This is a genomic window from Roseivirga pacifica (genome assembly GCF_900111145.1).
GTDB lineage: Bacteria > Bacteroidota > Bacteroidia > Cytophagales > Cyclobacteriaceae > Roseivirga > Roseivirga pacifica.
Genome location: NZ_FOIR01000001.1, coordinates 963285 through 984341, shown reverse-complemented (window position 1 = coordinate 984341; position 21057 = coordinate 963285). Strand labels below are relative to the sequence as shown.

At 43.6% G+C, this 21057-nt stretch carries 7 protein-coding genes; 5 read left to right on the top strand and 2 right to left on the bottom strand.

The genetic code is table 11. The annotated features are described in order from the left end of the window. The first annotated feature begins 36 nt into the window (after positions 1-36). From BMW98_RS04340 to BMW98_RS04320, 5 genes are all read left to right on the top strand, one after another. Positions 37-1200: an AIR synthase related protein gene (locus tag BMW98_RS04340; RefSeq protein ID WP_090258208.1), complete on the top strand. Its 1164-nt coding sequence runs from the start codon at positions 37-39 to the stop codon at positions 1198-1200. Positions 1201-1474: 274 nt separating this feature from the next. Then, positions 1475-1678, top strand: coding sequence for a hypothetical protein (locus tag BMW98_RS04335; protein WP_090257217.1), 204 nt, complete (start codon positions 1475-1477; stop codon positions 1676-1678). 351 nt (positions 1679-2029) lie between these two features. Next, entirely contained in the window at positions 2030-7558 is a 5529-nt protein-coding gene (locus BMW98_RS04330) for a DUF8202 domain-containing protein (RefSeq protein ID WP_162844675.1), read from the top strand. Between the two features lie 239 nt (positions 7559-7797). Next, positions 7798-13503, top strand: coding sequence for a DUF8202 domain-containing protein (locus BMW98_RS04325; RefSeq protein WP_090257214.1), 5706 nt, complete (start codon positions 7798-7800; stop codon positions 13501-13503). A gap of 296 nt (positions 13504-13799) precedes the next feature. Further along, a complete protein-coding gene (locus tag BMW98_RS04320; RefSeq protein ID WP_139177412.1) occupies positions 13800-19313 on the top strand; it encodes a DUF8202 domain-containing protein in 5514 nt (1837 codons plus the stop codon). Here the strand turns inward: BMW98_RS04320 and BMW98_RS04315 are convergent. Then, complete coding sequence (locus tag BMW98_RS04315; RefSeq protein ID WP_090257210.1) at positions 19299-19916, bottom strand: class I SAM-dependent methyltransferase; 618 nt, start codon at positions 19914-19916, stop codon at positions 19299-19301. The genes BMW98_RS04320 and BMW98_RS04315 overlap by 15 nt on opposite strands. Next, positions 19913-20722, bottom strand: a complete 810-nt coding sequence (locus tag BMW98_RS04310) for a hypothetical protein (protein ID WP_090257208.1) — start codon at positions 20720-20722, stop codon at positions 19913-19915. Before BMW98_RS04310 ends, BMW98_RS04315 begins: the two co-directional genes overlap by 4 nt. Positions 20723-21057 lie beyond the last annotated feature (335 nt).

Genomic DNA, 21057 nt, shown 5'->3' with positions numbered 1-21057 from the left:
GAGGCTTTCTTATTTTTGCACCATAATTCATTGATGATGAGCGACCGTTACATGCAGCGAGGTGTTTCAGCCTCTAAAGAAGATGTGCACAATGCAATTAAAAACCTTGACAAAGGCCTTTTTCCAAAAGCTTTTTGTAAGGTAGTACCCGATTTTATGGGTAATGATGATGCCTATTGCAACATTATGCATGCCGATGGTGCCGGTACAAAGTCCTCTCTGGCTTACATGTACTGGAAAGAAACCGGAGACCTCAGCGTATGGAAAGGCATAGCACAAGATGCCATCATAATGAATATTGACGACCTACTTTGTGTAGGTGCCACCGAAAATATTCTGCTTTCTTCAACCATTGGTAGAAACAAGAACTTAATTCCTGGCGAAGTAATTTCTGCACTAATTAACGGTACAGAAGAAGTACTGCAAATGCTGCGCGATAATGGAATGAACATTATAAGCACAGGTGGAGAAACTGCCGACCTTGGCGACTTGGTACGTACCGTTGTGGTAGATTCTACCGTGATTGGCCGGATGAAGCGTGAAGACGTAATTACCAACGAAAAGATAAAGCCGGGTCAGGTAATTGTTGGCTTAGCCTCTTTTGGCCAAGCAAACTACGAAAGCGAATATAATGGCGGTATGGGTTCCAATGGACTCACTTCTGCCCGCCACGATGTTTTCGATAAATATTTAGCAGAAAAATACCCTGAAAGCTTCGACCCAGATGTACCAAACGATTTGGTTTATGCTGGCACGAAAAAGCTAACTGACACCGTAGACGGAAGCCCACTCGATGCTGGTAAACTTGTGCTTTCTCCAACAAGAACTTACGCCCCTGTAATCATAGAGATTCTGAAGCAATTCAGAGATCAAATTGGCGGCCTTATTCACTGCAGCGGTGGCGCACAAACTAAGATTCTTCACTTTATCGATCAGCTTCATGTAGTGAAAGATAACCTCTTTGATGTGCCTCCACTCTTCAAAATGATTCAAGAAGAAAGCGGTACCGATTGGAAAGAAATGTACAAGGTTTTCAATATGGGCCACCGAATGGAAGTGTACATTGATGAAACCCATGCTGAAGACATTATTGCCATCTCCAAGAGCTTCGGCATTGATGCACAAGTAATTGGCCACACAGAAGCCCTTGACAAAGCCCAAGTAACTATAAAGGCCAACGGCAACAGCTACATTTACTAAACTCTCTTATTCTTTTCGCTTGGTCGTTTAATCACTCAACGGCCAACAAGCAAGCATTACAACCTATTTGGGCTGTAGTAGCATCTCTGTGCTCATTTTACAGAAATGAGAAATTGTGATACCTTCTACATGGATAATTAATTATAAATACACATATTTGGGTTACTCATCCAAAAACCTGTCATTTGTCACGCCAACTATACACTAGTTGGTAAATTATTATTCACCTAAACAAAATGTAGGGCTCTAAAAAGCTCTGCAAGAGACAAACTACATGCGACAAATTGCCAAAACGGTAGCCCTTGATTCATCAAGAGGCTTCTACATCACCCGTGGTACCTTAAAAACTATCAATAGCTGGGGAGAACAGCTATTTCAACTACAGCTATCACTCAAGCTAAGCGAGAGGTTGAAGACAGCTCCAGCACCCATTTTTTTCGATCATTCGGCATTCAGCAAATCATTTGATTTAGCATAGCCGAATTGGAACGCGCTCTGATTTTGACGAGCACTTTTACTATGCGGGCATCAAGGAAAACAACAACTACACTCTTACTAAAAGACTAATTTTTCAGTAAATCATTCCATAAATGAGTTGATTTTTCCCGATTTGGGAAGCACCATTTATGGCGTCAGTTGCTAATTCCTTACGCATAGGCTTTAAACCTGCTTCCAATACATTTTTAATGCGATGGCATGGTTTTCACTCGAAAGAAACCTCCTGTCTCTGATAGTTGAGTAAACAGAGACAGTAAAAAAGTAATAGCATTCTAGCACCTAATAGATGGTATTAATTTCTTCACCTAAACACCAAATAAGAGGCCTTCTTATGGCTTCCCTATTGCTCATTGCCTTTTACGGAAAAGCGCAAACGGGCATTAGTGCAATCAATGTTTCACCTGTTTCGGCAGATTCTACCGGCTATGTACAAAGTTCGCCCAGCGATGCCAGCAATGACATTCAGGCTAACTCAAGCTACACTATCCACAATGGTGTAGGCAATAACCTTTTTGTAAATAGCTACGAAGTTTCCGGTACCATCTACGATAACTTTCTTGAGCCCGATACACTTGCTATAAGAAGAACGGATGGTAGCCGTTTCATCAATATTTGGTACACCCTAATTACAGACCCTAATGGGGTTTTTACACTAAAACTAGACCCTGATGCAGTTACAGATGCTGATGAAATATATAAGCTAAGAAGTGTAAATGCTGGATACGATAACATATTGGTGAATGAAGATGATCAGGCTGCGGGCAGTATTCAGGCACAAACGGAAAGGGTTGATATAATTTGGTACAATGGCATTGTTACTTGTGCACCAGAAAATGCCGTTTTCCCTGTGGTAGAAAGAGGCGGAAATGATGAGATCAAAGTAGCTGCCATTACATCGTTAGATGCCAACGGTGACCCCAATGGCTACAGTGACATGGTGCTTATTGAAGACAGCGATTGGCCACAAGTAGGCCAGTCCTTCAACAATTACCTTGTTTTTAGAAGGCAAACAGTTGGTCAAGATCCACTCCCCTTACTTAACATTGGTACTTTTGTGGGACAAACTGGGCAAACAGTTCAAGGCGTAGCCGTTTCGTTTACCGAACTCGGCATTGCTGCCAACCAAGTTGTTTACGGATACTCCATTTTCGCATCGGATGTAGACGATGTTTCTCACGACCTAACAGACATAAGTACCTTCCCCACAACTACAACAGCAGCCAACTCTGGTATTGACCTAGTGGCAGGGGTTACCGCTGCGGTTTCTTCAGACAATTGTTTAACAAATGCGCACGGCCCTGGAGGCTATAAAGCCGCTCTATCTACTTGGTTGAAAGCCAACGAAACCGATGAAGTAACCACCTCAACTGATGGTTCCTTGGTTAGCCTTTGGGAAGATCATTGGATAGCCGAAAACGACTTTAGCACTGGCAATGGCTCCCCTACCTACAGAAGCACATCAAGTGCCATTAACTTTAACCAAACCGTAGACTTTACCGGAAGTACTTCTCTCACAACAAGCAACAACGATGAGATGAACGACTTTACTTCCTACACCAAAAAGGGAATAAACCTAGCATTCAGAACCGATGCATCGGACATAAATACAAGGCAGGTAATTTTTGAGCAAGGAGGCGGTAGCCGAGGACTGAACGTTTACATATTCAATGGTTCGCTATACGTAAGCGCTTGGAACAGAAACAACGATGGCCCTGGCGCACCATGGAACAACGGATCGCTACTTACTGCCAGCGGAAGCATAGCCACCGACACCGAATATTTGGTAACGTTGGAGCTAGATGGTAACAGCGGTGGATCAGGTAAATTATATGCTTATTTAAATGGCCAACTTATCGGCACTATCGACAATGTGGGGCTTTTATACAGACACACTGGCGGGGTTGAATTAGGCGGCTCTGACAACTCAAGATATGAAGATGGTTCTACAGGAAGTGGTCACTATTTTCAGGGAGAAATTTCTGAAATGATTTACTGCAATGAACCAGGCAGTTTCTCAGTAGCCCAACGCAACAAAATTGAATCGTACTTAGCCATTAAGTATGGCATTACGTTAAACCAAAGCCCTTCGGCTTACAACTATGTAAACTCGAAAGGAAGTATCATCTTCAACACTACCCTCGATGCATCTGTAGGTGGCTATTTGCAATACAATAATGACATTGCCGGAATTGGTAGAGACGATGCTTCCGAGCTAGAGCAACAGGCCTCGCGAAGTGAAAATGATGGATCGGTAGTAACTATTGATAAAGGCAGCTCGTTTACAAGCGACAATAAGTGGCTTATTTGGGGAAATGATGGCGGCTTGGATACAGATACCGAAACAACAGACGTACCTCCTATTGTAAGCCAAAGGCTTGAAAGAGTTTGGCGTGTAGCTGAAACTGGAGAAACAGGCACTTCATCAATCACCTTCGATCTAAACGAACTAGGCATTTCTGGAACTCCTGGTGAATCGGACTATAGCTTACTAATTGCTGCTCAATCTTCTGGAGCAGATTTTACCGGTGCACAAGTAATTACCGGAGGGGTACTTTCTGGTAATACCATAACTTTCAACAATATTAACCTTGAACATGGCGAATACTTTAGCCTTGGCACTGGGTTTATCGCCTGTGCCCCTGGTGGAGTAACCAGCAATTTGGCGCTATGGTTAAAGGCCGATTTAGGCCCGAACAATACCACAAACGGAGGTAATGTTTCTACTTGGAACGACAGAGCAGGCAGCAACGATGCTACGGTTGGCGCAGCAAATGCACCGAACTATGCTACTAACTCCATCAACTTTAACCCAGCCATTAACTTCGACAACGCCAACAGCGAACAACTTACAGGTTCTGCCGGTTTCTATTCGAATGCCTACTACATGATTATGAACTCAAATAGCACGTTTACCAGTGCTACAGATGAGCAAATACTTATTGGCTTTAATGTACCTGCCGGAGCCTCCGATGAGTTTGGCGCACTGGCCTTAGGTTCTGTAACTGGTGCCTTTACTGAAGAAGTGATCACGCATGCAATTGGAGGTACCGGAACAAGATGGAGAAGGGGTATTTCTAGTGCCAACGTATCTTCTGTAAATGCCAACCAAACCTATATGTTGAGCATCAAGAACAACTCTGGCAATTCTAGCACAGACATGTTTGTAAACGGACGCTCACGTGCCAACCTGAGCTCTGGATCATTCTTAACTTCGGCTAATGTTGATTATGAAATTGCAAGTTATACCGCAACCAACGACTTTCTAACGGGCAATCATTTTGGTGGTAGAATTGGGGAAATCATATCATTCTCTTCAAGACCAAGCAATGCTGAACACAACCGAATTCAATCGTATTTGGCTATAAAGTATGGCTTAACGCTAGATCAGAATACTGCGCAAAACTATGTGGCATCTGATGGTGGCACAATTTGGAACGCATCTACCCATGGAAGTTACGATGCCGACATAGCAGGAATTGGCCGAGATGACAACTCTTGCCTAGAACAAAAACAATCTAAAAGCACAAACGCTGGTAGCATAGTTACTATTGGTAATGGTGGCATTTACACAGATAATGTGAGCAACCCAAATAGCTTTGGAGCAGACGACTCTTTCCTAATTTGGGGAAGCGATGCCGCTTCTGCTACGGAAGGTAACGCCATTAATAGCGGAGATGGTGATGACGACCTTCCAACCGGTGTTGATCAACGCATGCGTAGAGTCTGGCGCGTGGATGAAACCGGAACGGTGGGTGAAACATCTATTTCATTCGACTTAACAGGCCTTGGCTATGGTACTCGCGCTTCAGACTTTAAATTACTAATAGACTCTGATGATGGAGATATGTCGAATGCTACAACCGTAACAGGTGGAACAGTAAATGGCAACGTAATTACCTTCGACAATATAGACTTTGCCGATGGCGATTACTTTACACTGGGTACATCGAACAGCATTACATGTGGCCCAGGCGGAGTTACCACAAACCTTGCACTTTGGCTTCGTGCAGACGAAAGCACAGGCACCACCACCGATGGTGAAGACCTAAACACTTGGGATGATCAAAGTGCCGCACTAAGAGGTGCCGTAGAAGTAGACGGAGGCGGTACAGTGCCAGTGGAGCCAACCTACGAGGCCAGCGAGATCAATTTTAATCCTGCAATAGAGTTTACGGATCCAGGCTCTTTGAATGCTTCTTATATGGAAACCACTAATGGAAACGATGTTTCGGGTAGCATGACACTGATCACCATTTTCGAAACTGGTCAAGCAGGAGGCTCTACCTCCTCGTTTGAATCGGCTCCGACCTTAATTGGTGCCGGAGATGCAGCCAGCAACCAAGACTATGGCTTGGGGATGAGCAATGGCCGACTACACTTTAACGCTGGCAATAACAATACGCTTGGCGATGAGAACGCAACAACAAACAATGCCCGCACACCAGCAGGCACCCTATACAACAACTTTGAGCCTTATATGGTTACAGGCACCAGAATTAGCTCTACGGCAAATGGTTCGGTCCAGCTCTATGTAAATTCTGCCAACGTGGCTTCCGGACGTTCAACCAATACGGCACTTACCGGCCCTACCAGCTTTGGTATTGGTAACCACGATGACTTTAATGTTAATGCCCAATTTGCGGGAAGAATTGCCGAAGTAATCGTATTTAGCAGTGTGCTATCAACTACTCAACGCCAACAGGTAGAGTCGTACTTAGCTATAAAATACGGCATAACACGAAATAGTACTGCCAATTACTTGGCTTCCGATGGCTCCACTTCAATCTGGACATTCAGCGAAGCCTCAGGCAACTACAATAGCGACATTGCCGGTATTGGCCGTGACGATGGTAGCTGTTTGGTACAACGAAAGTCAAAAAGTGAAAATGACGATGCCCTAGTTACAATGTCGGCTACCGCTTTTGGAGCAGATAATTCTTGGCTCATTTGGGGTAATGACGATCAAGAAATTGAAGGAACACGCGAAGATGGAAATACAGAATACAATTCCTCGCAAGTAAGTAGTAGACTATGGAGGGAGTGGTATGTGCAAGAAACCGGAACTGTGGGTAACGTTACACTTACCTTCGACTTAAATGAAATCACAGGTCCTATGGGACAAGGAACGAACAACTTGAACCAACTGAGGCTGATGATTGATAATGACGGTGACTTTACCTCAGGAACTAGCTTGCTTAGTCCATCGTCAATCAACGCAGTTGACAATACCGTGAGCTTTACCGTAAACTTTACCGATGGGCAGTACTTTACCCTAGGTTCGGAAGAAACAGCTGCCTTACCAATTACCTTGGTGAGCTTTAATGCAGAAAAGCTGAGTAGTGGTAAGGTTAGGCTCAATTGGACAACAGCATCGGAAACCAATAACGCCTACTTTGCAATTGAGAGAAGCCTTGACGGACGAAACTTCCAACAAATCGGAACAAGAGATGGAGCCGGAAACAGTACTGCAATCAATGACTACAGCTTTTTGGATACACCGACCCAAGGCTTTAATTACTACAGACTAAAACAGGTAGACTTTAATGGAAACCATGACTATTCTAGCATTAAAGCCATTTATGTAGAAGAGACTGCTACTATATCATCATTTGCTATTTACCCTAACCCTGTGGTGCAAGGAGAAAAATTCAACCTCTCCTATGCTGTAAGCGAAGCTACCCCAGTTACAATATCCATTGCAGATGCAACAGGACGAATGCTTTACCAATTTGGGACAATATTGAACCCAGAAAGTGGAGTATTAGAACTCACTTCTTACAAGCTGAACAAGGGTTTAAACCTAGTTAGGGTTACTGATGGAAGATCCAACACGCATTCATTCAAACTAATAGTACAGTAATCACTCCTTTAAACACCATTTTATACCAAAAATGGTGTTTAAAGCCCGCCTATTAAATATTAACAAAACGTAACATAAATTATAAACACGGTCTTTGTTAATGTTATAAAAAATACATTTTTTTGCACTTCATACCTAAGAAAACGTTCTTCGAGCTATTTTCTGACTTGTAAGAAGTCTGAAAATTCTCAGATAAACACTGCTTAACCACCAACGTACCAACAACCTATCAACCAGAAATGCCACGCAATTATTGCACTCGGTACATTTCCAGCATGTCCTACGCGCTGCCAAGGGGAGTATTCTCCTTGATGATATTGCTATGTAGCTACAACATAAGCATATCCCAAACCGGCATTAATAGAATTGACACCCTACGCGTATCACCCGTTGAAACTACTTCAAACCAAACCGCTCCAAGCGATGCAAGTGGAGATATAGTTGAAAATACTCCTTACACGCTGAATTTCGGAAGAGGACATGATGTAATTGTAGAGTCTTACACCATAGGCTCCACAGTTTATAACAACTTTTTAGCTCCAGATACACTCATTATTAGACGCACCGATGGAAGCCGTTTTATAAATATTTGGTATGAGCTCCTAACCGACCCATCGGGACAAGTAGAAACACTCGATTTGGCGCCTTCTGAATCTGAGGACGCTGATCTAATTTATCAAAACAGGGTGGTTAATGCTGGTTACGACAATATTTTGGTGAACGAAGATGACGAACTTGCGGGAGCCCAAGCCGAAACAGAAAGAGTAGACATTATTTGGTTTACAGGTGTAGTTACTTGCGAACCAAACAATGCCATCTTTCCGGTGGTAGAACGTGGAGGAAACGACCACATTAAAGTTGCGGCCATTACCTCGCTCGATGCCAATGGAAACCCAGATGGTTTTTCTGATTTAGTGGAGATTACTAAATCTGACTGGCCTTATGGAGTCGGAAAAACCCTTACGACAGATGGAGAGTTAACCACATTTGACGATTTTTTGCTTTTAAGAAGGCAAACCTTAGGGCAAGATCCATTACCCCTTATAAACATTGGTACCTTCAGAGAAGAAGCAGACCCTCCACAAGGAGAGCAAACTGTACAAGGCGTTGCAGTATCATTTACCGAATTGGGGATTAGCGCTAGCCAAGTAGTTTATGGTTACTCCATTTTTGCGGCCGATGTGGACGATTCAATTCACGACCTTACCGATATCACCACATTCCCTACAGATACAAAAGCGAGTGTATCGGGTTTAGATTTAGTTGCCGGAGTTACCGCTGCTGTATCTTCCGACCAGTGTTTAACACCAGCCAAAGGACCAGGTGGTTACAAGTCTTCGCTTTCTACCTGGCTAAAAGCAAATGCTGAAGATGACATTACAGCATCTGGTGGAGAATTAACCGATTGGCAAGATCATTGGATTGGGAACAATGATTTTAGTACTGGCAGCACGAGCAACCCAGACTACTATGCCAATGGAGATGCCACCAACATAAACTTCAACGCAACAGTAGGTTTTTATTCATCGCCAAGTGATGCCACTTTAACACTCAACTCTCCAAGTAATGAAGATGGTGATGCCAATAGCGATACAGATATTGACTTTAATTCTGCAGCCTCTTACACGCGAAAAGGCATAAACATCGCCTTTAGAACAGACGCCTCCGATATAACTTCAAGACAAGTGCTCTTTGAGCAAGGTGGCGTTTCTCGCGGTATTATCATTTATGTAGAAGGCAGTGATATTTATGCTAGTGCCTGGAACCGCACCGCTGATGGCGTTGGATCCCCTTGGAATAATGGCACTAATATTAGTACGGTATCTGACACCATAAACCAAAATAGAGAGTACATTATTACACTTGAACAGAACGGAAATACAACACCAGGTAGTGGTAGCATTACCATATACAAAAACGGACGTAGCATAGGCACCCTTAGTGGTGGCGCTGGCTTGCTCTATGCAGATACAAATGGTGTTGAACTTGGTGGGTCGGACGGTAATACGCAGTATAATGATGGTACAAACAGTGCCACCAATGCCTTTGAAGGCCATATTTCCGAGTTTATCTACTGCAATGAACCGAACAACTTTACTGTTGCGCAGCGCAACCGAACAGAAAGCTATTTAGCCCTAAAGTATGGTATTACGCTAGATCAAAGCATTGCCTACAATTACGTTAACTCAAAAGGGAATGTAATTTTTAACACCACCACCGCGGCCAGTGCAGGAGGTTACCTAGAGTACAATAGCGACATAGCCGGAATTGGCAGAGACGATGCCTCCGAGTTTGAGCAAATAAAGTCTAAAAGCGAGAATGACTATTCAGTTGTTACAATAGAAAGAACTGGGTCTTTCCCAAAAGATAACACCTGGCTCATTTGGGGGAATGACAACGAATCTAAAGACGATTCGGATTCTGAAACAAAGCCATCATTAATAAGCAGAAGAATTATCCGCACTTGGAGGGTTGCCGAAGAAGGCGAATCGGGTAGTTTAACCATGACTTTCGATGTTAGTGAGCTTAACCCAAGCGCAACAGTAGATCTAAACGACCTTACACTCTTAGTCGCATCAAGCGATTCGGATGGAGATTTTAGCGCAGCCGAAATTATAACACCAGTTTCATACGACAGCGGTAGTGGCATACTAGTTTTTGAAGGAGTTGATCTTGAGGGTGGAGAATATTTCACCTTAGGCACCGGCTTTATTAGCTGCGCCCCGGGCGGAGTAAGCACCAACCTTACACTCTGGCTGAATGCCGGAATTGGCACTAGCACAAAGCAAGACGGAAACGATGTAAGCACTTGGCTAGATAGATCTGGTGGAGGTAATGGTCCGGAACAATCTGGCAACAGACCAAACTATGTGAGCAACAGCATTAACCACAACCCTTCTGTTAATTTTAATGCCAGCAATAGCGAAACACTAAGAGGAGATGGAGGATTTAACACCACAGGCTACTACCTTGTAACGAAACCAAAAGAGAACATTAGTGCATCAACGGCCTTCAGGCCTGTTATCGGATTTGAAACATCCACTAGCAATAACCTGGGCGGACTTTGGCTTGGAAACTTCACCGGTGGCGTTGACGAGCTAATTACCCATGCAGCCAATTCATCATCTCCAACTAACTCTTACCGCAGAGCAGTTAGACAATCGCTTTATTCCGACTATAATGGCACCAACACCATCGTTCAAGATCAAACTTACCTCTTTGGCATTAGAGATAATAGTGCAGGAACCTCAACACAAGTATACGTTGATGGTAGAGATTTCTCGGTTCTGACAGGTGGTAGCAAGGTAACTTTTACCGATAGTTATTACAATATCGCTCGACTAGGTGATCCAAACGCATCTGGATACCCACAACACTATAATGGAGAGTTTGCCGAAATCATTTCATACTCTGGGAGACCTACAGATACAGAGCACGCCAAAATACAATCATATTTAGCCATAAAATACGGGGTTACGCTATCAAACAATACCGATAATGATGGTACACCTGGTGAAAGTATTGGTTCATTTACCGAAGGCGATTACCTGAACTCTTCATCAACAGTTATTTGGGATTACTCCGCCAATAGCACTTACCATAATGGCGTGGCAGGAATAGGAAGAGACGATGGTTCTTGCCTAGAGCAAAAGCAATCGACAAGTGATTATGCTGATGCCATTGTTACAATTGGGAACAATGCTATTGCCGCAAGCAATGCAGCCAACACTAATGCTTTTGGTACAGATAACTCCTTCCTTATTTGGGGGAACGATGCTGGCGACACTGATGCGGCTAACGTAGAAACCACAGATGTTCCGGCCGATATTTCTGAAAGAATGACCCGCGTGTGGAAAGTGCAAGAAACAGGCACTGTAGGCAACACTTCTGTAGCCTTCGACCTCACCGATTTGGGCTATTCCACGGCTTCTTCCGACTTTAAACTAATTGTGAGCAACTCGTCTACCATGGCTTCGGGCACTACATATGGAGGCGGAACATTTAGCGGAAACACCATTACTTTTAACAACATTGATTTTAGCAATGGCGACTTTTTTACATTAGGCACTGGCACTAGCATTACTTGCGGCCCTGGAGGAGTAGAAACTGACTTAGCATTATGGCTTAAAGCGAATGAAGGCACCGTAGGAAATATGGATGGTGAAGCGCTTACTAGTTGGGCAGACAGAAGTGGTTCTCCGGTAAGAAATGGTGCTAACCAGACTTTGGGCGGTAGCGTACCGGTTGATGTTCAATACACAAGCCAATGGATAAACAACAATGCCGCTTTAGAATTTATAGACCCAGAATCTACCAATGCCACCTACATCAAAACAAGTAATGGTAATACGGTTGAGGACGATCTTACAATGGTTGCCGTTTTCAGAACAGGCCAAACCACAAGCAGCGATCAAAACTTTGAGCTGGCTCCTGCACTGGTTAGTACTGGAACAGACGCCACATTTGCAGACTATGGCTTAGGAATTTCAGGAGGCAAGGTGATTTTCAATGCCGCCAACAATTCTTCGTTCACCGTTGAAAGTCCAGGGACTTACAATGATCACCAACCATACATTGCCACCGGAACTAGGGTGAGAAATGGCGCGGTTGAGTTATATATGAATTCATCAAATGTTGATTCTGGAACTTCGGCAGATGTAGCCTTAGATGGTTCTTCGGCCTTTGGAATTGGCAACCATGCCGATGCCACTGTAGCAGGCCAATTCAACGGATACATTTCAGAAGTAATTGTCTTCTCAAAAGCACTATCGGCAAGTGAAAGACAAAGGGTAGAATCGTATCTGGCCATTAAATACGGTATTACTAAATCGGCTTCGGAAAACTATTTGGCATCAGATGGTACCACAGAGGTTTGGGACTTCTCTGAAAACGCTACATATAACAATGACATAGCGGGAATTGGAGTAGATGAAGGCGCTTGCTTGGTTCAAACAAAATCGAAAAGTGAAAATGACGATGCCATTGTAACAATGGAAGTCGCATCCTTTTCGGCAGACAACTCATGGTTAGTTTGGGCAAATGACAATGTAGCTTTGGAAGGAACCAAGGAAGAGGGCAACACAGAGTTTAACCCTGAAGAAATAAGTAGTAGGTTGTTTAGAGAATGGCGTGTTCAAGAAAACGGAACTGTGGGAGCCGTTTCCATTACATTCGACCTTTCGCAGGTAAGTGGTCCTTCAGGTATAGGTACCAACAACTTAAGTCAGTTAAGACTTATGGTTGACAACGATGGAGACTTCACCTCAGGGACAAGCTACATAACGCCAACTAGCACTAATGCAGCAGAGAAAACCGCTACGTTTACTGTAGATTTTACCGATGGGCAATACTACACCCTCGGCTCAGCAGAATACGCTGCTCTGCCAATTACCTTGGTTGAGTTTTCCGCTAATCTCTATTTGAGAAACCAAGTGAAACTAGATTGGACCACCGCTTCAGAAAGCAACAATGCATTCTTTGCCATAGAGCGTAGCACAGATGGCAGAAACTTTGAAGTCATTGGCTATGTAGAAGGTGCTGGCAATAGCAACAGTTTACTTTACTATGATTATGTAGACACTAAACCCGCTTCTGGATTCAACTTCTATAGGTTGAAACAAAATGATACTGGGGGTGAATTTGAGTACTCAAAAGTGCGTTCTGTGTACATTGAGGCAGCAAATGACGAGATCTACACCCTATTCCCTAACCCAAGTATTAAGGGAGAAGATGTATACATAGACTACTCCGTTTCGGAGGATAAAGAGGTAAATATTAAGATATTAAACACAGCAGGAACCCTCTTCCTCAACCACCAAGAACAGCTTTCAAAGGCCGGTGGAAAGTTGGTAATTTCATCAACCAACTTACCACGCGGCATGCTGCTCGTTCGTATCACAGATAAGTCCAATAAATACAAAACTCTCAAATTGGTACTTAAATAGCCTCTAAAACATTTCCATTTTACTCAAATCGATTTTTATTAATTACAAATACATTTTTTTGTCGTTCAAAAACATTGTCAATTTCTCTTATTGACTTTGCATGTATTTTTTTGTTGTTTTCTAATGTGTTCGAGTCATTCAACCAGACCGAACCTTACCTGCCAATAATAGATAAATCCTAATTACTTATTAAAAAACATGTGCTAATGGAGTGTCCAAAACACTTCCGTTATACGCATGAATTTGCTGTTCATTGAAACTCAACCTGATAGACTGAAACCGTAAAATGGAAGTTTATGCAGGTACAAAATAATTCACACTGTTCTTTTGCCATTGCATGTATATTCATGCTACTATGGGTGTTTTGTGTCAAATTGAATGGTCAAACGGGAATCTCATCCTTTAACACCACCACGGTTAACCCACCCAATACGACCTACTCAGCCACCGCGCCTAGCGATGCCTCCAACGACATAAACCCCGGTCAAACTTACGATGTAAGCTATGGGCAAGGCAATGACTATACGTTGCTCAGCTATACCATTGGCGGCACTACTTACTCCAACTTTCTTGAACCTGACACGCTTATGCTACAGCGCACAGATGGAGGCCGTTTTGTGAATGTTTGGTATACACTTATTGATATTGATGTGCCCCTCCTTTTCGGCACAACTGAACTGATTATGGATGGACAAGAAGTAGACGATGCAGACGCATTATATCAGACTGGTAGCCTAATTAGTGGCTACGACAACATTCTGGTTAATGTGGACAACGAAGCTGCTGGAAGTATTCAAGCCCAAATAGAACGCGTAGATGCCATTTGGTACACAGGCATAGTAAGCTGTGCTCCAGAAAACGCGGTATTCCCAGTGATAGAACGTGGAGGAAATGACAGCATAAAAATTGCTGCCATTACTGCGCTAGACATAAATGGAAACCCTTCTGCCTATGGCAACATGGTGGAAATTGTAGATAACGATTGGCCAAACACCGGCCTAACTTACAGCGATTACTTAGTACTAAGAAGACAAACCGTAGGCGAGAACCCTTTGCCTTTATTAAACATTGGTGATATTGCCGGCCAAGCAAGTCAAACCATTCAGGGGGTAGCAGTTTCTTTTGACGAATTGGGAATAGCTGCAGGCCAAGTGATCTACGGTTACTCTTTATTTGCCTTCGATACTGACGATGCCCTTCACGACCTTACCGATATCTCCACCTTCCCGGAAACCACTACCGCAGCAGCCTCGGGTATCGATCTAGTGGCAGGAGTCTCTGCGGCAGTGTCTTCGGATAATTGTTTAACACTAGCAATAGGCCCTGGCGGGTATAAAGGTGCACTTTCTACCTGGTTAAAAGCCAATGCTACCGATGATGTAACCACCTCTACAGAAGGAGCCACAATTACCGATTGGCAAGACCACTGGATTGGTGATAACGACTTTACAACTGCCCAAAGTGCCCCCACCTATCGCAGCAGTTCTTCAACCATTAACTTTAATCAAACTGCCGATTTCACTACAGGAACCCGAGGCCTAACAACCTCAAACAATGCCAGTTTTAACAATAATGGTAGCTCCTACGAGCGAAAAGGCATTTCAATCGCCTTTAGAACAGAAAGCGATGTAACTACCAGGCAGGTACTCTATGAACAAGGTGGAAACACCAGAGGCATCAACATTTACATTAGAAATGGCAGCCTATACGCACACGCCTGGAACCGCAACAATGATGGCGCAGGCGCCCCATGGAACGAAGGCGATGTTACTGCCTCTGCAACGGTTGAACCCAATTCCGAATACATTCTAACCTTCGAATTTGACGGCAATGTTTCAGAATCCGGCACATTTTCGGGTTACCTGAATGGACAGCTGTTCGGAACAGTATCTTCCATTGGCCTACTTTTTTCACATACTGGAGACATTAACATTGGCCTATCGGGCAGTAACCAGCGCTATGATGACGGAACCAACGGTAGCTTCAACTCCTTTAGGGGAGAAATACCCGAGTTTATTTATTGTAACGAACCAAGTGGTTTTTCTATCAATACTCGAAACCAAATAGAAAGTTATTTGGCCATAAAATATGGTATCACCTTAAACCAAGCTACCCCTATTAACTATGTCAATTCTAGCGGAGCGGTAATCTTTAACACCACACAAAGCGCAAGCTTAGGCGGCTATTTAGAATATAATAACAACATAACAGGTATTGGCCGAGACGATAATTCAGAGCTCGATCAACAACAGTCTAGAAGTGAGCATAATGAGTCTGTCATCACTGTGTCGAATGGTGGTAGCTTCTCGGCCAATAACACATGGTTTATTTGGGGAAATGATGGGGAGGCCTTAACCGATACAGAAACAACCGATGTTCCCTCAGTGATTAATCAGCGCATTGAAAGAGTTTGGCGCGTATCGGAAACTGGTGAAACCGGAACGAACCAAATTACTTTCGATTTAGACTCGCTCATTATTTCGGGAAGTCCTATGGCAGCCGACTATAGTTTGTTGGTTGCCAGTAATTCATCTGGAGGAGCATTTACTGGCGCCACAATTGTTTCGGGAGGCGTACTCGATGAGGTCGAAAACACCATAACATTTACTGTTGACTTAAGTCACGGTGAGTATTTCACCTTAGGAACAGGTTATATCGATTGCTCTCCTGCTGGCGTTGGTACTAACCTTTCCTTATGGCTTAAGGCAGATTTGGGGCCGAACGCTAGTGCCGGAGAAGTAACCGAATGGAGCGACTTAGCGGGCGCCAATCATGCAGAGGGCAGTGGAGGCACATCGCCTGCTTACAGCGCCAACGCAATTAACTTTAATCCGGCACTAGACTTTGATGGTACCGCGGATTTCCTTGCGTCAGCCACAGGCTTTCATACCCCAGCGTACTACATTGTACTAGTACCCGATGACAACCTAACAAGTGCCTCTGCGGCACAAGTACCTCTTGGCTGGGACACCCAATCGGCATCGCCAACAAACGATATTGGTGGCTTTTTCCTTGGGGGAATCTATGGTTCTGCAGATGATGTGGTAGGCCATATAGTTGGTAATGGAACCATTGGTTACGGCAGTTATGAAAACAACAGTGCTAAAACCATCAGCGCGGGCGTACCATTAGTTTTTGCTACGCTCGATAATAATGTGCCTACCGCAACGCAGTCCGTTACACAGCAAAACGGCACAACCATAACCACAACGGGTACTGGCTCATTTCTTGGGCTTTCGAACGAAGATTATGTACTAGGCAGGTTCTTTACACCAAACGACTTTGGGTTTACCAGGTTCTTCGATGGAAAAATTGCGGAGGTCATATCATACAGCGCACGACCTACCCTAACTCAAAACAGTCAAATCACATCTTACCTCGGTATAAAGTATGGCATAACACTAAGCATTGACTATTTAAATGCAGCTGGGAACACCGTGTGGAGCAGAACCACCAACACTTCTTACAACAACGACATCGCAGGTATAGGTCGTGACGACAACGCCTGTCTTAATCAAAAACAATCTACTAGTCAGAATAGCGATGCGGTTGTTACGATTGGGCTAGAAAGCATAGCCACCACCAATGCTGCCAACACTAGTTCGTTCGATTCCGATGCCTCATTTCTCATTTGGGGCAACGACAACGCAGCGCTTACGCAGGCCGCTGCCAATACGGTAGATGTACCGGGTACGGTTACTGAAAGAATAAGCCGAGTTTGGAAAGTACAAGAAACAGGCACTGTAGGCAGTGTTGACGTTTCTTTCGACCTTACTGGGCTAGGATACACCACGGTGTCATCCAACTTTCAGTTAATCATTTCCTCAACTTCAACCATGGCTTCCGGAGTTACTTACTCCGGAGGCACCTTTGATGGTAATGTGATAACATTTGAAGATGTGGATTTCACCAATGGCGATTTCTTTACCCTTGGCACCAACAAAACAGCGTGTGCCCCAGGTGGGGTTACTACGGACTTGGCCCTATGGCTTAAGGCCAATGAAGGAACAAACACCGTAGTAGACGAGGCAAACATTAGCAGCTGGACAGACTTTAGCGGCAATGGCCGAAATGCGGCTGTGGTAGGTTTAGGCGGATCGAACCCGGTAAGTCCAGTGTACCATACTTCTGAGATCAACTTCAATCCAAGTATAGAATTATTCGATCCCAACTCTACCAATGCCACTTTTATTGAAACAAGCGGAGGCAACAATGTGTCGGAAGACTTGAGCATTGTAGCCGTATTCAAGTCGGGATTAGGTGGCGGATCTACGACCAATTTTGAGGCCGCGCCAACAATTATTGGTGGTGGCGATAGCGGTGGAAACAACGACTATGGCTTGGGTATGTCTGGAGGTAGACTCCATTTAAATGCAGCCAGTAATGCCACTTTAAACGCCAGATCCCCTTCGGGCACTCTGTACAATACGCAAGAACCGTTTATTGTAACGGGTACAAGAATTAGGTCCACTGCAAGTGGCGCTATACAACTCTATGCCAACTCAACAAACATTGCCAGCGGCATCTCTACCAATACGTCATTGTCTGGGCCAAACACTTTTGGTATTGGCAACCATGACGACCCACAAGTGGCGGCACAATTTCAAGGTCATGTGGCCGAAGTAATTGTGTTTTCCGATGACCTAACAAGCACCGAAAGAGCACGGGTTGAGTCTTACCTAGCCATAAAATACGGTATCTCAAGGCTTAGCACCACCGACTATTTAGCTGCCGATGGCGGTGCAATTTTTAGCTATACCACTAACACTGGTTACACCAGCGATATAGCCGGAATTGGCCGAGATGATAATAGCTGTTTAGTTCAGAAAAAGTCGAAAAGCGAGAACAATGATGCGCTTGTTACCATGTCGGTAAGCAACTTTTCTGCTGATGACTCCTTTTTAATTTGGGCAAATGACAACGCAGCTATAGAAAGCAGCGAAAACACTGAGTTTGACGCGAGTCAAGTGAAGGGCCGTCTAAACAGGGAATGGAAGGTACAAGAAACAGGAACAATAGGTAACGTTACACTTACCTATGACCTATCGGCTATTAGTGGGCCAAGCGGAATTGGAACGAACAACCTTAATCAGGTAAGATTAATGGTAGATGCAGATGGCGATTTTTCCGCAGGAGCTACTTTAATATCGCCAAGCAGCATTAATGCTGTGAATAAAACCGTTTCATTCACTGTGAACTTTAGTACTGGCCAGTATTTTACCTTAGGTTCTGAAGAAAAATATGCGCTACCTATAGAGTTGCTGGCATTCGATGCCCAAAAAATAGCGCGTAACCATGTTAAGCTAGACTGGGCTACACTTTCTGAATCGGACAATGCTCAGTTTGTAATTGAGAGGAGTGCAAATGGCAGAGAGTTCGAGGGCATTGGAAGCTTAACCGGAGCCGGAAATAGCGAGGCCATTAAGTATTACACTTTTACTGATTTTGAACCAGAAACGGGATATTCATTCTACAGGTTAAAACAAATCGATTTTAATGGTCAAACAGACTATTCCGAGATAAAATCTGTGTTTGTTGAAGCGGAATTTGAAGAAGAATTTGGCCTTTTCACCAACCCCATAAGAATGGGAGATGAAGTGAAAATCAACTATAACTTAAAAGAAGACAAGGAGACACTGATACAGGTTTTGAGCCCTAATGGTCAACTGCTTTGGGAGAAAACACATTGGTTAGACGCATCAAACAATCACGTTCGCCTAAGCAGCGACAGGCTTATAAAAGGGTTGAACGTTATTAGAATTATGGACAACCAAAACCGTAGCAAAGTGCTAAAGCTACTTCTTCACTAGTTTGAATGCGGCCGTAAACACAAAGCCTCTCAAACCAAAACTAAGGTAATGCTCGTTAAAACCTGCCGCTTTAAGCTTCTGTCTTATTGGTTGCAATTTGCCTGCCTCAAGGTTTGAAGCATGCTTGAAAAACTTAAGCATGCTTGCGAGTAAAACCTTGTGCCATAGCATTTGCGGTTGCTTAAAATCCGTGACCAAAAGTACTGCATTGGGGCTCATAAGAGACTTCAGATGTATCACCATTTCTTCAAGCGATTCGGCATCAAAACAATCTAAAAAGAAGTTGGCAACAACTGCATCGTAACTTCCTGTCAACTCTGCTATATCTGCATGAATAAAGTTGACTTTAGCACTATTGCACCTTACTTTAGCTTTCCGCAGCATTTTGGCCGAAAGCTCCACATAATCAATATGCTTTACTTTGTTTAGTAAATCATCGCACAGAATTTCTCCAGAGCCACCGCCAACGACCAGCACATTCGCACTAAGGGGAACATTTACCAAATTCTTCTTTTGGGCGTTTATTAATGCGCTACCAAATACCAATTTGGACAGGCCATCGTAAACTGGAGCAACCCTATCGAACTGATTCTTTTGGCTCATACAAACATTAATGCAGGTAGAAAAAAAATGCCATCGCTTAGTATTCTATACAGTTGAAACTTCCTGAACCATTCTGGTTTAATCAAAATAACCAATATGGTCAGGTGCATTAGCAATAGAATAAGATACGGTTTTATTTCCTGCAACTGAAAAAATGCCACCTGGTTAAGCCCCAAACCAATTACAAGCAACACACCTATCAGCTTTTTAACGGTCGGCCCACCCAACCTGGTAACAATGGAGTGTTTGCCATCGCGGGAGTCTACACCCTCTTCGAAAATCGGAATGAGTAAAAGGTTAGCATAGGCCAAAAGAAAAAAACAGCCAACAACCAGCATTGGCAGCAAAGTGAACACCTGAAGCTGACTTATTGGAGCCGTGGCAATACCCGCAGTGTAGACAAAAGCCGCAAAGAGCTCCTTGCTACTATGCTTGCGTACAAACGTGATGTAGAGAAAATACAGACCACTTAAGGCTACCAAAACACAACCCAATATGAGCGTGCTTTTCGGCAAGAAAAACAGATTGTAAACACCTAAACCGAAAACCAACACCGCCAAAGCCACCATTAGTTTAAAGTGTCTTTGGTGGAACGCATGCCGTGGATTTGTGGCACTTCCTTTAGTACGATAGGCATCGCTTAGGTGGTCGAAGGTGTAAATAAGCCAAATGGCAACCGCCAAACCTATGGCCATAGCACCATCCATGGTTACGCCCATTATTTCCGACAGAAAAAGTGCCGATATTACCGCACCAGCCGTAATATCCAAACTCAAATTCTGAACAAAGTGAATGACTCTAAGCATAAAAAAACCCTGATTCCGACAATTCGCAATCAGGGTTTAAATATAAAGTAAATCCAACCACTACAATACCACTAATAGTAACCAGTATACTTCGAACAATTGCCACTCATACAAACTCTTAAGGATATTTAGTATTTTTCTTTGTCTTCATTGGCTTTATTAGCCTCATTAAACAAATAATATTATTCATAAGAAGCAACTTTAAAAAATGGATTCTGGCAATTGCATTGCTACCGGGTACTGTATTTATGTTTAATGCCAATGAGTCTAACGGACGAATATTAGTTGATCCAGATGGGAACCAATATGTTTGCCGCCAAAAACAGTCTAATGGC

Coding starts and splice junctions, on each gene's coding strand:
- BMW98_RS04340 (WP_090258208.1), top strand. CDS start 37: ATGAGCGACCGTTACATGCAGCGAGGTGTTTCAGCCTCTAAAGAAGAT.
- BMW98_RS04335 (WP_090257217.1), top strand. CDS start 1,475: ATGCGACAAATTGCCAAAACGGTAGCCCTTGATTCATCAAGAGGCTTC.
- BMW98_RS04330 (WP_162844675.1), top strand. CDS start 2,030: ATGGCTTCCCTATTGCTCATTGCCTTTTACGGAAAAGCGCAAACGGGC.
- BMW98_RS04325 (WP_090257214.1), top strand. CDS start 7,798: ATGCCACGCAATTATTGCACTCGGTACATTTCCAGCATGTCCTACGCG.
- BMW98_RS04320 (WP_139177412.1), top strand. CDS start 13,800: ATGCAGGTACAAAATAATTCACACTGTTCTTTTGCCATTGCATGTATA.
- BMW98_RS04315 (WP_090257210.1), bottom strand. CDS start 19,916: ATGAGCCAAAAGAATCAGTTCGATAGGGTTGCTCCAGTTTACGATGGC.
- BMW98_RS04310 (WP_090257208.1), bottom strand. CDS start 20,722: ATGCTTAGAGTCATTCACTTTGTTCAGAATTTGAGTTTGGATATTACG.